Raw genomic sequence first — 13,846 nt, 5'->3', positions numbered from 1 at the left:
CACAAGAGTATGGGAGAGTAGGTCGTTGCCAAGCATTTTTTAATGTAAAATTCTTAGTCATAGACTGAAAGAAGAAGGGAGAAGAGCCATTCTAGTCGCTCTCTTCCCTTTTTTTTGTTTCTGTTTTTCTCTTTTTTTGATCTCTGTAGGATTTGTTAGCCGTAGTCCTAGTCAAATTATTGTTGATTCTCTACTATCATCAGCTAGCTCTCGGATAGAGCTGAACAATTTTTGAGATGTTTTCTAGGGAGTTCATAGTTTTTTATTCTTCTTATCGACAAACTTTCGATTCTGTATTGAGTTTGTGTATTCATATAAAGGTAGTCAACTTCTGCTAAAGGAAAAAGGACATGGCTGGGAATAGTGAATTAGATGTAGATATCTTAGGAAAGATAGCAGGTGCTATCAAACAGTTGAGTATTGAAAGCATTCAAAAAGCTTCTTCAGGCCATCCAGGAATGCCTTTAGGATGTGCGGAACTAGCCGCTTATTTATATGGTTATGTATTAAGATACAATTCTAAGGACTCTCATTGGATCAATAGAGACCGATTTGTTTTATCTGCAGGACATGGGTCTGCTCTTTTGTACTCTTGCTTACATTTAGCCGGATTCAACGTAGGGCTGGAGGATCTTCAGCAATTTCGTCAGCTTCATTCCAGAACGCCTGGACATCCGGAATTTAGAGAAACGGATGGTGTTGAAGCTACAACTGGACCTTTGGGACAAGGAATTGGAAATGCTGTAGGAATGGCACTTTCGTTGAAAATGCTAGAAGCCAGATTCAATCGTCCAGAAGCTACTATCTTTGATGCAAAAGTGTATTGCTTAGCAGGCGATGGTTGTTTTATGGAAGGGGTGAGCCACGAAGCTTGTAGCTTTGCTGGTTCCTTAAGGCTAAATAACTTTGTTCTTATCTATGATTATAATGAGATTATTTTAGATGGGACGCTTCAAGACGTTAGCATCGAAGACACAAAACAAAGATTTTTGGCCTATGGATGGGATGTTTTTGAAATCAATGGGCATGATTTTGAAAGTTTACATCAGGTATTTACAAAGGTCAAAAAAGGGCAAGAAAAACCAACTTTGATCATTGCGCATACAATTATCGGTCATGGATCACCTAAAGAGGGAACGAATAAAGCTCACGGATCTCCCTTAGGAGAAGAGGGGGTTGCTCAAACAAAAAACTTTTGGCACCTCCCAGAAGAGAAATTTTTTGTCCCATCAGCAGTAAAAATGTTCTTTCTTGCAAAACAACAGGAAGGCAAAAAGTTGCAAGAAGAATGGCAAGAACGGTTCCGTGTATGGTCAAAACAGTTCCCTGAGCAGCATCAAGAATATCTTCGATTATTTCAAAAAATTTCTACCCAAGAATTAGAAGAGATATTGAATTTAGTCGATATGCCGGAGTCTATAGCTGGGCGAGCTGTATCAAACAAGGTGATCCAAGTCATTGCAGAAAATGTACCAGCATTAATAGGAGGATCTGCGGATCTTTCTAGTTCAGATGGCACTTGGATAGCTAAGGAATCCGTTATCAGTGCTCTCCATTTTCTTGGTCGAAATATTCGCTATGGAGTACGCGAATTTGGTATGGGAACTATTATGAATGGACTTGCATATAGCCAAGTCTTCCGTCCTTTTGGAGGAACTTTCTTAGTTTTTTCAGATTATTTACGAGCTGCAATTCGTTTAGCGGCATTGTCTGAGCTTCCCGTTATCTACCAGTTCACACATGATTCAATTTTCGTTGGGGAAGATGGTCCTACGCATCAACCTGTAGAGCAAATTATGTCTCTACGTTCCATTCCTGGGTTAAGAGTAATTCGTCCTGCAGATGCTCACGAAGTTAAAGGAGCTTGGTTAGCAGCTTTGGAGAATTCAGGTCCAACAGCTTTGATTTTGTCTAGACAAAATCTTCCTACTCTCCAAGAAACAAAATGTTCATTTAAAGAAGGAGTAGGTAGAGGGGCTTACATTATAGTAAAAGAAGAAGGAGGAAGTCCTGATTATACATTATGCGCTTCTGGATCAGAAGTTCATTTAGCTATAGAGGTTGCACAAAGTCTTATGTCCATGGATAAACGTGTGCGAGTGATTTCATTCCCCTGTTGGGAACTGTTTGATCGACAAGAAGCCGAGTATCAAGAATCCGTAATTGGAGGAGAGTTAGGGTTACGCGTCTCCATAGAGGCAGGTACAGCTTTAGGTTGGTATAAATACATTGGTAGCCAGGGCCTAGCTATTGCTATGGACGGGTTTGGCATGTCCGGGGCTCCGCGAGAAGTAGCAGAGGCTTGCGGTTTTACAGTAGACAACATTGTTCAAAGAATTCTTTCTGTTTAGAAATCTTTGTCGGAAATACCAGTCTGTTCAGATAAAGCATCATCGGCTTGCCCAAATTCCATATGAGGCAAGCCTTTCGTTTTCTTAATCCCAGATCCAACTTTTTCTTGTAAGGAAGCGAAGACTTCAACGCCGGTTAGTATGTGTTCTTTTGTATGTATTGCTAAGACTGTTGAACTACTTTTTTTTGTTTTGATACCGTCTGTTCGTAAAGGTAGATCAGAGATAAGTAGGAGAGCTCCCAAAGGAAGATTTCGGCGATATCCCGCGGCAAACAAAGTTGCGCATTCCATCTCAACAGTTTGAGCTTTGTTTTCAAACAGTTTTCGACGAAATTCTTTGTTGAACTCCCAAAAACGAATATTTGTTGTATGAGTGATTCCTATGTGATAGGGAAGATTTTTAGCTTCTAGAATATTTGTAATGGTTTTTTGTACAACAAAGTTAGCTAAAGCTGGAACTTCTGGAGGAAAATAAGCATCCGATGTTCCATCTTTCCGGATGCTAGCAACAGGTACAAAATAATCCCCTACCTGATAATGCGAGCGTAGACCTCCGCACATGCCCAACATAAGTGCTGCTAAAGCATTGGGAAGAAAAGAGCATAGATCTACAGTAAGTGCCGCTCCTGGAGATCCTAATTTAAAATCAATGATAGAGGTACGGATTTGAGGAGCATGTGCTGCAGAAAACATAGATCCTTGAGAAACAGGGACCTGATAAATTTCTGCAAAAACATCTACATAATAGGCAAAGTTGGTGAGGAGAAGATACGGTTGAAAGTCTTGAGTAGCTGAGCCAGTATAACGCTCCAACATGTCGCAAGCGATAGTTTCTTCGCTAATTTTTTTCTGATTAAGATCCATAAATAATTGAAATTCTTTTTTTTTAGAAAAAACATTTTTTCTAAGAACTCTAGGCTAAATAGGTATGAGTTGTTCTCGGAAGTGTAATAGTTGTGTTGCTTAAAAGTATAGTTTTCTTTTTTGTAAGAAGGAAAGAATTTCCCTTATGACATTCTTCTGGACAAAGCTTAGGAGAGAACGATAACATAGAGAGGAAAAGATAACGGGTTAAGCGTGTTATGGTTCGTGTAAGCACTAGTGAATTTCGTGTAGGATTGCGTGTTGAGATCGATGGCCAACCTTATATAATCTTACAGAATGATTTTGTTAAGCCGGGGAAAGGACAGGCTTTTAATAGAATTAAAGTAAAAAATTTTCTGACGGGGCGTGTGATAGAAAAAACTTTTAAATCTGGGGAGTCTATCGAAACTGCCGATGTTCGGGAACAGCAGATGCGTCTCCTGTATACAGACCAGGAAGGTGCTACCTTTATGGATGATGAGACCTTCGAACAGGAGTTGATCTTTTGGGAGAAGTTGGAAAATGTACGGCAGTGGCTGTTAGAAGATACAATGTATACTCTTGTTCTTTACAATGGGGAAGTGATTTCTGTTGAGCCCCCAATTTTTATGGAGCTATCTATTGCAGAAACAGCTCCTGGGGTTCGCGGAGATACGGCGTCAGGGCGGGTATTGAAGCCTGCAACAACAAACACTGGGGCAAAGATTATGGTTCCCATTTTTATTGAAGAGGGTGAAGTTGTAAAGGTAGATACGCGAACAGGAAGTTACGAGTCCCGTGTATCAAAATAAAACAAAGGGGCTTTAAGCCCCTTTTTCGAGAAGGCGTTCTGCTATTTTTCGGAACAATTGAGAAGGTTCTGGAGATTCTTTCGTTTCCATATGATCTCTTGTTGATACGGGCATAGCTGCCAATTTTTCTACCCAAGATTTTCTTTTTTGAATTTCTTGCTGAGAGATAGCCCGGTCACGCAATTTTTTCAAAAGGGCGGCTTCTGGGGATATTTCGAGCACTTTTTTTTCTTTCATAGTAAGTTTTCGGGGTTCGAAGTTCTAAACTTTGGTACAAAGAGCTTATAAAGAGAAGGTAGTTTCTTCAATAGAGATTTTTAACGGTGCAGTTATTTCCATAAGATTGGTTAATGCTGCCGTAAAAATCTGATACCGCCCTTCTGGATGTAAATCTATAACATGAAAACGAGCATTTGAGGGAAGAGTTAATGAGCCGCTGTTTATTACTAAAGGAGGGAGATGATCGAGTTCCACATGATGGTCATGGCCGTGTAGGTACAGTTGTACTGAAGGAAAATTCATTAACAAAGATTTTAAAGGAGCATAATTCAATAAATCATGGGCAGGCCTTGTTGTGGGAGAGAGCGGATAGTGATTAGCTATAATGACTTTCTCGGAAGGAGGGAGCGAAGAAAGGAACTGTTCTAAATCGTGGATTTGAGAAGCTGTTACCCTACCATTTGCAGCACACCAGCCATTAAAGCAGGAACAGTCTAATAAAACTAGCCACCATATGGGGGTAAGTCTTTGAAAAGCTATACGGCGAGTTTGGAGTTCAGAATTTGGGAAATATGAATAAAAAGTCTGTTTCTTTAATGCTCGATAAGTATACACGTCGTGGTTCCCAGGAACTATATATACAGAAGCAAGGGATGCTATGCGATTGAGAAACTCTTTAGCCAAGCGAAACTCTGCACCAAGAGCTGTGATAGTGAGATCTCCAGTTACACAGACAGCATCAGCTTCGAGTTCTTTTACGAGTTGTGGAAACCGCTTAGAGATAGCACGAGCTCGGAAAGATACTCCCCCCATAAGTTGGCGTAATAATCCTTTAAAACGTTTGTTGAAGCATTGGAAAGGATTTTTTGGAAGGACACAAAAATGGATATCAGAGCAATGGATAAGTCTAAAGACTGTAGAGGGCTTTTTCGACATAAAGCGGAGATATCAAAAAGATCTTTCTTTTTTATGATAGGCAGATAGTGAGTAAAAATTAAGTATTTTTCTCTTTTGTCATGGGAAAAAGAGGTGTTGTGTAAGAAACTTGGAGAAGATCTATAGCAGCATGTAGAGAGTAGGAAAACGTATCCATGACTGTCTGTAGTGGTACAATTATCCCCGCTGAGATCATATCCTCTATTTGCTGTGAAAGAACATTAAAGCCAAGACTTGGTGTTCCCAATGCACAGAGTTTGTCAGCGACAAGTTTCCCGTCCATATGCACAGAGTTAACCAGTTGTTCTAAGAGAGAACGGCAGGCTGTTTGTAAAATATGAGTTGCAGCATGTTCTTCTTGAGAATATGCGGGGAGCATTGGAAGATTTTGAGTGGCATAAAGAAGAGCTGCTCCTCCTCCTAAAACAAAGCCGGATTCTTTGGCTGTGTTCAGAGTGTTTAATACCAATTGATATAAAGGCGCGTTGTCTTGTCTAGTAGGAATAACTGCAAGGGTATGTTCTAAGCGATATTTTCGTTTCTCAAGAATATTTCGAGAGTGTTCATCTCCAGAATTTTGTATAGCATGATCAAGTTGGCGAATTTTTAATTTCACGACTTCAGGAATAAGATTGTCGCAAACTAATAGGGTTTGATCTCTGGATAGTTCTGCCCAAGTACAAGATCCTAGTAAGGGGAGATTTATAGGCGGTTTATTGGAAAAAGGAGGGGTAGAAAAGACTGTGGTACCTGTAAGGAGCGCAATATCTTCAAGAAGTAGAGGATCAGAAATAGTTACAATAAGGACATCTAAAAGTCCTGCGATACGGTTTGCCATGCAGGTGGCTAATGGTTCGGGAGCGACGTCTTTGCAAAAGATAATAAGAGGCGTTTGTCTTTCGGAGAGTTGTTTGAGTAGAGGAAGAAAAGGGAATAGGGAATGGATCTTCTGGTCTATGACGAAAATTTTAGGAGCCACAATGGGGTTTTCATGAAAAGAGTCTTGAGGGAAAAAAGAAGGAACCTGATAGCCCTTTTGAATTTGCAACCCCTGGACTAAATGAAGAGAGGGGGCGCTGTTTAGGGACAGAGCGATTGTTCCTTTCTGTCCGGTATGAGCAAAAGCTTCCGCGAAAATATTCTCAATAAGAGGATCGGGAAGATGGGAACGAATTAATCCTGGTACTTTTGAAGCATCTTTTAAAGGAAAAGAATGCGATTGAAGGTGGGAGCAAACGGCCTCTTCTCTTGCTATAAGAGCAGAAGTAATGAGTTGGGGAGAAAGTCCTTGGTCTATGAAGGGAAGAGCAGCTTTTAAGAAGGCTCTTAGAAGGATAATGGAGGAGATCACTCCGTCTGCATGACGATCGTAGATTTGTTTGGCTAAGGAGCGCGCAAAGCACACACCAATATGCTCGAAAGGATCAGGAAGTTCTATCCGTGAAAGGATATGGTGCCCCCTTCCTTTGAAAAAATCTTTCGCAGAAGAGAAACACGCAGGACCATAAAATCCCCGTACTATCTGATAAGTTTTATCAATGCCTGTGAATAATTGATGAATCGTATTGTAGTGCATCCTATGATTTTTATGAAGCATAGCAAGGGTACCTTTGAGAAGGATTCTCTATACCCAGAACACTATCAATTCATCTGTTAGATCACAACGAGATTTAAGAAGGTGGCACCCGGAATCGAACCGGGGATAGAGGCTTTGCAGGCCTCGGCCTTACCGCTTGGCGATGCCACCAAAAGAATATCTGAGTGTACGCGATGCTATAGAGAAAAGTCAATAACCGAGTGTATTTTACTGAATCTTTTTTATGCGATGTTGATTTTGACTTAAAGTTTTTTCTATGTGAAAGGAGCGTTTCTTTTTAGATGTTGAATTGATAATGAATATAGAATAATTTTTAGAGGTACTAAAGGAAGAAGGAAACTTTTTCAGGAAATGAGTTTTGGCAGAACAGACTCCAAGATTTCGTTTCATGTGAGGGAGTTGAGTTTTTTATTTTCTACTTGGAGCCAGGAGATCTGTTATGCGCCCTATTTTATTAGAAGAATGGGCTTCTTTGTTGTTAGATATCAAAGTTCCTCACTCAGGAAAGAAGGTGACCGGAGTCGCTATTGACAGTAGGCTTGTACTACCTGGGGATGTGTTTTTTGCTCTCCCTGGAGGGCGAACAAATGGGCATATGTTTTTGAAACAGGCAGCACAATCTGGGGCTGTTGCTGCTGTGGTGGCGAATGATTACCATGGGCCAGATCATGGACTACAATTATTACGTGTAGCGGATCCTAGAGAGTCTCTAAGAGAAGCGGGCAGAATTCAGGGAGCGTTATTTCAGGGGGAAGTGATTGGAATCACTGGCTCTTTAGGGAAAACAACAACAAAAAGTTTTACAAGCCAACTCCTCTCTTCTTCCTATAAGGTCTTTGCAAGTCCGAAAAGTTACAATTCGCAGCTCACGCTTCCTTTAAGTATATTAATGGCAGATGGGGATGAAGATTTTCTTCTGTTAGAAATGGGGGTTTCTGAACCTAACAATATGAAGAGTCTTTTGGAAGTCATCGAGCCTACAATTGGTGTGATTACACATATTGATGTACAACATGCAATGAATTTTCTCGATACAGGAGCCAAAGGGATCGTTGAAGAGAAAAGCCTACTCTTAGAAAGATGTGGAGTACAATTAATGCCAAAAGATTCTTCTTGGTTTAGTTTTTTCGCTAAGAGAAATCCTGCTGCTGAACAGTTTTCTTTTTCTATGAAGAATGAAACAGCAGATTTTTATTATCGAGCGATTCACTCTGAAGGTGTGTTAATTAGTGCTCCCGATGGAGATATTGAATTACCAGTGGTGTTCCCTTATTCTCCTGCGTATATGAATTTTATTATTGCCGTAGCTCTAGCTTGGATTACTAATGTTCCTATGGATCGTTTAGAGCAGGTAAGTCCGTCTTTATTCTTGCCTTCCATGCGTTTTGAACAAAAAGAGCGTAATGGCATACGAGTAATTAATGATGCATATAATGCTAGTCCAGATGCCATGTTTGCTGCTTTAGATGCCGTTCCTATGCCTTCTGATGGAGGAAGAATTATTTTCATCTTAGGGCATATGGCGGAGCTAGGGAGATATTCTGATGAATGTCACATTGCTGTGGCAAGAAAAGCTGTAGAAAAGGCGCATGTTGTCTTTTTTGTTGGAGAGAAGTGGTTACCCGTAAAGGAAGTGGTACAGGATACTGATTGTCTAACAGGCTTTTATAGCTCTGCGAGTGAGATTATTGATGTGGTTAAGCCTTTAGTTCATCAGGGAGATGTTATTCTTCTTAAAGGATCACGTAGTTTAGAATTAGAGACTTTGTTGCCGTGCTTTTCTATTTCTTAGATGAGAATAAAGGCCTTTTGGGGGAGAGGAGCGGCTACCTTTTAAATTTTTCTAGTTTTTATTGTGTTTTGGAGACTTAGGTTGGAGATTAGGAGCTTATTGTGAGCAGTCTCCTTCATAAAAAAAGAGAAAAAAGATGTTCTCTCTATTATATGCTTTGAAAGCGTTTTTCATAGGACTGCTTTTTAGTCTCGTATTGACAAAACCTCTTATTTTTTGGTTAAAAAAACGAGGTGTACAAGACCAGATCCACAAAGATTATTGTGAAACATTGGTGTTACTACATAAGGATAAAGCTCGTATTCCCACAGCTGGTGGACTCGTTTTTGTTTGTGCAGTAATTCTTGTGTTTCTTGTTTTGTTACCTTGGGATCTTTGGTTGACATGGTTTTTTGTTGGGGTGGCTCTCCTATGGGGGTGGTTAGGTTGGCACGATGACCAAATCAAAAATCAACGTAAGACTGGTCATGGTTTATCTGCCAAACGCAAATTTTTGATACAAAATGGCTTGGCTGTAGGAGCTGTTATTCCTATCATGGCTGCCTATAAAGAAAGTTTTCTGCTTATGCAGCTTCCTTTTATTGGGGGAATATCTCTACCTAATTGTTGGTTGAGTTATCTCTTTTGTTTTACTATTGCAACACTTGCGATTGTTGGAACGAGTAACTCCGTTAATCTTACCGATGGATTAGATGGTCTTGCGGCAGGAGCTATGGTTATGGCTTGTTTAGGAATGCTTGTTGTTACTTTTGCAAGTAGTGCTCCATGGACTCTAGTTTGTGGTGTGCTTTTGGCTGCACTGGCAGGAAGTTGTTTGGGATTTTTATATTACAATCGATCTCCTGCTCGCATTTTTATGGGAGATACAGGATCTTTATTTTTAGGTGGGATGCTTGGGATCAGTGCCGTATTGCTACGAGCTGAGTTTATGTTGCTATTTATGGGAGGCATTTTTGTTCTTGAGTCTCTATCCGTTATTATACAGGTTGGGAGTTGTAAACTAAGAAAAAAAAGGGTTTTTCTTTGTTCCCCTCTACACCATCACTACGAGTATAAAGGGATGTCAGAAAAAGCTGTCGTGCGTAATTTTTGGTTCGTTGAGTTTGTCTGTGTTGTGATCGGGATCGTCGCAGTATTTTGGAATTAGTGGAGGCGTGGATGGGATTAAAACGTGCTGCTGTCATTGGATTAGGTATCTCAGGAAGATCGGTTGCGCGTTTTCTTGTTCAAAGGGGGGTGTATGTATTAGGCGTGGATAGTTCTAGTTACGCCATGCAAAATTGTCCTCATATTCATGAAAAATATTCAGAGAATGCAGATTTCCCTGCGCAAATAGATTATGTTGTCCGTTCTCCCGGTGTTTCCAAAGACCATCCGTGGGTAAAAGCAGCAAGAGCTCTGCAAATTCCTGTCATGACAGATATTCAGCTTGCTTTTCAAAGCGAACAATTTTTAGAAATGAAAGCTTTTGGAATTACAGGAACTACAGGAAAAACTACTACAACGCTGTTTCTAGAACATCTGTTAAAAAAAGCTGGGATTCCAGCTTTCGCTATGGGGAATGTAGGGATTCCGATCTTGGATGGCATGCAGAATCATGGGGTACGGATTGTAGAGATCAGTTCCTTTCAGCTTGCGGATCAAGAGAATCATTATCCAGCCTTATCAGGAGGTATGATTCTGAATGTCTCGAATAATCATTTAGATTACCATGGCAATTTTTCGGAATACTGTCGAGCAAAACAGAACCTAGCCTTATGCATGCATGAACCAGGAGATGTTTGGGTTGGAGATGAGAGCTTTTGTGGACGTGTTTACGTCGAAGAAGTTCAGACGTTCGTTCGTTTACTCGATAAAGAAAGTGCATTAAAACCATTGTACTTGCATGATAAGTACAACTACTGTTGTGCTTATCTCCTTGCTAAAGCAGAATTTTCGATACCGGCATCCGTTTTTATAGAGGCTGTAGCGACGTTTAAAAAGCCTCCGCATAGGATGGAGTATCTAGGAAAAAAGCGAGGCGTATATTATATCAATGATAGTAAGGCAACCACTGTAGGTGCTACGGAAAAAGCTCTTTTAGGCATAGGAAATCGTGCGATTGTTATTCTCGGAGGGAGAAGTAAGGGATGCGCCTTTTCCTCACTACTTCCTTCTTTGCGTAAGACTGCTAAGTGTGTGATTGCTATGGGGGAGTGTGCTCAGGAGATTGCTCGAGATCTTGAAGAATTTCCGGTAACAGTAGTTGGGAATTTACAAGAGGCTTTGCTATGTGCCGAAGAGCAAGCAGTGCCTGGAGATGTAGTTTTGTTGTCTCCAGCTTGCGCTAGTTTTGATCAATTCCGGAGCTATGAAGAGCGTGGGGTAATGTTTAAGCAGTTGGTTGGGATGGAAGAGGTTCTGTTATGAATCGTAGAAACACGATGATTATAGCTGCTGCTGTGAATGCTGTGCTATTGGTAGTGCTATTTGTAACTGCACGGCATTCGGAGCAAGAGATCGAGTATCCACAAAAGATATCGCCTATTAAAATTTTAGAGCCGGTTCCTGTTGTTGCCAAGGCATCGCCAAGTCCGGAGAAGAATCCTGAGGTGATAGCGAAGCCTACTCAGGTTGTTAGAAATCCCGTAGTCTCTAAGGCAGAACTTGCTGCGCAATTCACAGATAAAAATCTACCTTCTGAGACCGATAAGAAGAGCCTCTCTCCTAAAGAAGCTCCTACTGTTTCCAAAGAGATCTCTACTTCTACTATTCCTGAAATTCCTGTTGTCAGTACCGTTGCTCCAGACAAACCTCAAGAGAAAGAAGAATTTTCTACAGTGATTGTTAAAAAAGGAGACGTTTTAGAGCGGATAGCCAGAGCACATCATACCACAGTTTCTGTTCTAATGCAGTTCAATGATTTGTCTTCGACGCAATTGCAGATAGGACAAGTTTTGCGTGTGCCAAAAACAAGTAAAGTAGAACAAGATATTCAAGTAAAAACCCCGAATCCTGAAGACTATTACGTTGTTAAGGAAGGAGATAGTCCTTGGGCTATTGCTTTGAGTAATGGGATTCGATTAGATGAGTTACTAAAGTTGAACGGGCTAGACGAGCAAAAGGCTCGTAGGTTGCGTCCAGGAGACAGATTACGAATTCGTTAGGCTTCTAGCTGTTACTATGAAATGGTGCCTGATTTCCTGTTTATTAGGGATCTTTTCCCTCGGGTTGATTATGGTATTTGATACTTCTTCAGCAGAGGTTCTAGATCGCGCTTTATCATGTAGTACACATAAAGCGTTGATCCGGCAAATTACTTATCTAGGTCTGGGGTTGGGGGTTTCTTCATTAGTCTATGTCCTAGGATGGAAAGATTTTCTTAAATTGAGTCCATTGCTCCTTATTGTTGTAGGAATTGCTCTGGTAATAGTTCTGATTCCTGGTTTAGGAGTTTGTAGAAATGGGGCTAGACGTTGGTTAGGAGTAGGTCAGTTAACGCTACAGCCTTCTGAGTTTGTTAAATACTTAGTTCCTTGTGTTGCGATTGAATATTTAACTACAAGGGCTGCTATTCGGAGTAGTTTTAAGTACTTTGTTGCTTTCGTTTCCGTGCTGTTTGTTCCCATTTTTTTGATAGCTATTGAGCCAGATAATGGGTCGGCTGCAGTAATCGCTTTTTCATTGATCCCAGTGTTTATTGTAACTGCAGTAAAATTACGTTATTGGCTTGTTCCTCTACTTTGTATCCTTTGTGTTGGAGGTACTTTTGCTTATCGATTGCCTTACGTTCGGAATCGTTTACAAGTGTATTTACACCCGGAATTAGATATTAAAGGGAAAGGGCATCAGCCTTATCAAGCAAAGATTGCTGCAGGATCAGGAGGTATGTTGGGTAAAGGTCCGGGAAAAGGTTTGCAGAAATTGACATATCTTCCGGAAGCCCAAAATGATTATATTGCTGCTATCTATGCTGAGGAGTTTGGTTTTATTGGAATGCTTCTATTGATTCTTCTGTATATGGGGGTTATTTATAGCGGATATGTCATTGCTATGAGGGCATCCCTTTTATCAGGAGCTACTCTTGCCATTTCGATCACTGTGATCATTGGAATGCAAGCTTTTATTAATTTAGGAGTTGTGTCTGGTCTATTACCTAGCAAAGGGGTGAATTTACCATTTTTTAGTCAGGGAGGTTCTTCTTTAATTGCTAATATGTGTGGCATTGGATTGCTATTAAGGATATGTGATGAGGAAAATCAACAAAATCGTATTGGCTGTGGGGGGAACAGGAGGACACATCATTCCCGCTTTAGCAGCAAGAGAGACATTTATTAAAGAGAGTATAGAAGTATTGCTTTTAGGGAAGGGACTAGCCTCTTTTTTAGGGAAGGATTCAGATGTAAGATATTGTGATATCCCGGCAGGATCTCCCTTTTCTTTGCGTATTAATCGTATGTTTTCTGGAGCACGACAATTGTATCAAGGCTATGTTGCAGCTCTTCAACAGATCAAGGATTTTTCTCCAGATGTAGCGATAGGTTTTGGAAGCTATCATTCTCTCCCTGCTATGCTTGCCTCTATTAGGAAGAGAATCCCTTTATTTCTTCATGAACAGAATATTGTACCTGGAAAAGTGAATAAGCTATTTGCTCGTTTTGCTAAAGGAGTGGGAATGTCATTTGCAGCAGCTGGTGAACATTTTCGCTGTCGAGCAGAAGAGGTTTTTCTTCCTGTAAGGGAGGTAGCTGAAAAATTGGTATTCCCTGACGCTTCTCCTGTTATTTGTGTAATTGGGGGATCTCAAGGATCGCAAATTTTGAATGAAATTGTGCCTAAAGCATTGGCTCGTATTCGAGCAAATTATTCAAAATTACATGTCTACCACATTATAGGCCCTAAAGGAGATTTTCAGGCGGTGGCACGTGTTTATAAGGAAGCTGGGATTGAGCATACGGTTACTTCCTTCGATAACAATATACTAGGCGTTTTGCAGGCAAGCGATCTAATGATTGGGCGATCTGGTGCGACGATTCTTAATGAGTTGTTATGGGTTCAAGTACCTGCTATCCTTATCCCTTATCCTGGGGCTTATGGACATCAAGAAGCTAATGCAAAATTTTTCACGCAAACCCTTGGTGGGGGGGTAATGATTTTGCAAAAGTATTTAACGGAAGAAAGTTTGAGTAAGCAGGTTTTGCTTGCTTTAGATCCTGCAACTAGTGAAAATAGGCGCAAGGCTTTATTGCTTGCTCAGCAGAAAAAATCTTTCAAATCACTATATCAGTTTATTTGTGAATCTCTATAGGCTAACG

General features: G+C 40.5%; 12 protein-coding genes and 1 tRNA gene. 8 read left to right on the top strand and 5 right to left on the bottom strand.

Annotated elements, in window-relative coordinates; genetic code table 11:
- Positions 1-350 precede the first annotated feature (350 nt).
- The gene (tkt, locus tag IJ490_RS02185) at positions 351-2,351 is read left to right on the top strand and encodes a transketolase (protein WP_291893072.1); all 2,001 of its coding nucleotides are present in this window, start codon (positions 351-353) and stop codon (positions 2,349-2,351) included.
- Here the strand turns inward: tkt and IJ490_RS02180 are convergent.
- Positions 2,348-3,217, bottom strand: coding sequence for an AMP nucleosidase (locus IJ490_RS02180; RefSeq protein WP_291893069.1), 870 nt, complete (start codon positions 3,215-3,217; stop codon positions 2,348-2,350). The two genes, tkt and IJ490_RS02180, sit on opposite strands and share 4 nt — an antisense overlap.
- 218 nt (positions 3,218-3,435) lie before the next feature.
- On the opposite strand from IJ490_RS02180, the gene efp reads away from it, so the two are divergent.
- Positions 3,436-4,008: an elongation factor P gene (gene efp / locus IJ490_RS02175; RefSeq protein WP_291893067.1), complete on the top strand. Its 573-nt coding sequence runs from the start codon at positions 3,436-3,438 to the stop codon at positions 4,006-4,008.
- A 12-nt stretch (positions 4,009-4,020) separates the two neighbouring features.
- Here the strand turns inward: efp and IJ490_RS02170 are convergent, their stop codons facing one another.
- The 4 genes from IJ490_RS02170 to IJ490_RS02155 form a co-directional block, all read right to left on the bottom strand.
- Positions 4,021-4,245 (bottom strand): hypothetical protein, encoded by a 225-nt coding sequence (locus tag IJ490_RS02170; protein ID WP_291893065.1) that lies wholly within the window; start codon positions 4,243-4,245, stop codon positions 4,021-4,023.
- A gap of 45 nt (positions 4,246-4,290) precedes the next feature.
- Positions 4,291-5,163 (bottom strand): metallophosphoesterase, encoded by an 873-nt coding sequence (locus IJ490_RS02165; protein ID WP_291893062.1) that lies wholly within the window; start codon positions 5,161-5,163, stop codon positions 4,291-4,293.
- Between the two features lie 58 nt (positions 5,164-5,221).
- On the bottom strand, positions 5,222-6,760 hold the full coding sequence (gene groEL3, locus IJ490_RS02160) for a variant chaperonin GroEL3 (RefSeq protein WP_291893058.1): 1,539 nt from the start codon (positions 6,758-6,760) through the stop codon (positions 5,222-5,224).
- Positions 6,761-6,839: 79 nt separating this feature from the next.
- Positions 6,840-6,910: transfer RNA gene (locus IJ490_RS02155), tRNA-Cys, on the bottom strand.
- A 289-nt stretch (positions 6,911-7,199) separates the two neighbouring features.
- On the opposite strand from IJ490_RS02155, the gene murF reads away from it, so the two are divergent.
- The 6 genes from murF (at position 7,200) to murG (ending at position 13,839) form a co-directional block, all read left to right on the top strand.
- Positions 7,200-8,552, top strand: coding sequence for a UDP-N-acetylmuramoyl-tripeptide--D-alanyl-D-alanine ligase (murF, locus tag IJ490_RS02150; RefSeq protein WP_291893055.1), 1,353 nt, complete (start codon positions 7,200-7,202; stop codon positions 8,550-8,552).
- Positions 8,553-8,688: 136 nt separating this feature from the next.
- Entirely contained in the window at positions 8,689-9,699 is a 1,011-nt protein-coding gene (gene mraY, locus IJ490_RS02145; protein ID WP_291893051.1) for a phospho-N-acetylmuramoyl-pentapeptide-transferase, read from the top strand.
- Between the two features lie 11 nt (positions 9,700-9,710).
- Positions 9,711-10,961: a UDP-N-acetylmuramoyl-L-alanine--D-glutamate ligase gene (gene murD / locus IJ490_RS02140; RefSeq protein ID WP_291893048.1), complete on the top strand. Its 1,251-nt coding sequence runs from the start codon at positions 9,711-9,713 to the stop codon at positions 10,959-10,961.
- On the top strand, positions 10,958-11,698 hold the full coding sequence (locus IJ490_RS02135; protein WP_291893045.1) for a LysM peptidoglycan-binding domain-containing protein: 741 nt from the start codon (positions 10,958-10,960) through the stop codon (positions 11,696-11,698). The genes murD and IJ490_RS02135 overlap by 4 nt, the downstream gene beginning before the upstream one ends.
- A 16-nt stretch (positions 11,699-11,714) precedes the next feature.
- A complete protein-coding gene (ftsW, locus tag IJ490_RS02130; protein WP_291893042.1) occupies positions 11,715-12,869 on the top strand; it encodes a putative lipid II flippase FtsW in 1,155 nt (384 codons plus the stop codon).
- Positions 12,781-13,839, top strand: coding sequence for an undecaprenyldiphospho-muramoylpentapeptide beta-N-acetylglucosaminyltransferase (gene murG / locus IJ490_RS02125; protein ID WP_291893039.1), 1,059 nt, complete (start codon positions 12,781-12,783; stop codon positions 13,837-13,839). Before ftsW ends, murG begins: the two co-directional genes overlap by 89 nt.
- The last annotated feature ends 7 nt before the right edge of the window (positions 13,840-13,846 follow it).

This window comes from Chlamydia sp. (assembly GCF_017472245.1).
Taxonomy (GTDB): Bacteria; Chlamydiota; Chlamydiia; order Chlamydiales; family Chlamydiaceae; genus Chlamydia.
The sequence above is the reverse complement of the archived record's forward strand: the minus strand, read 5'-3'. Positions and strand labels throughout refer to the sequence as shown.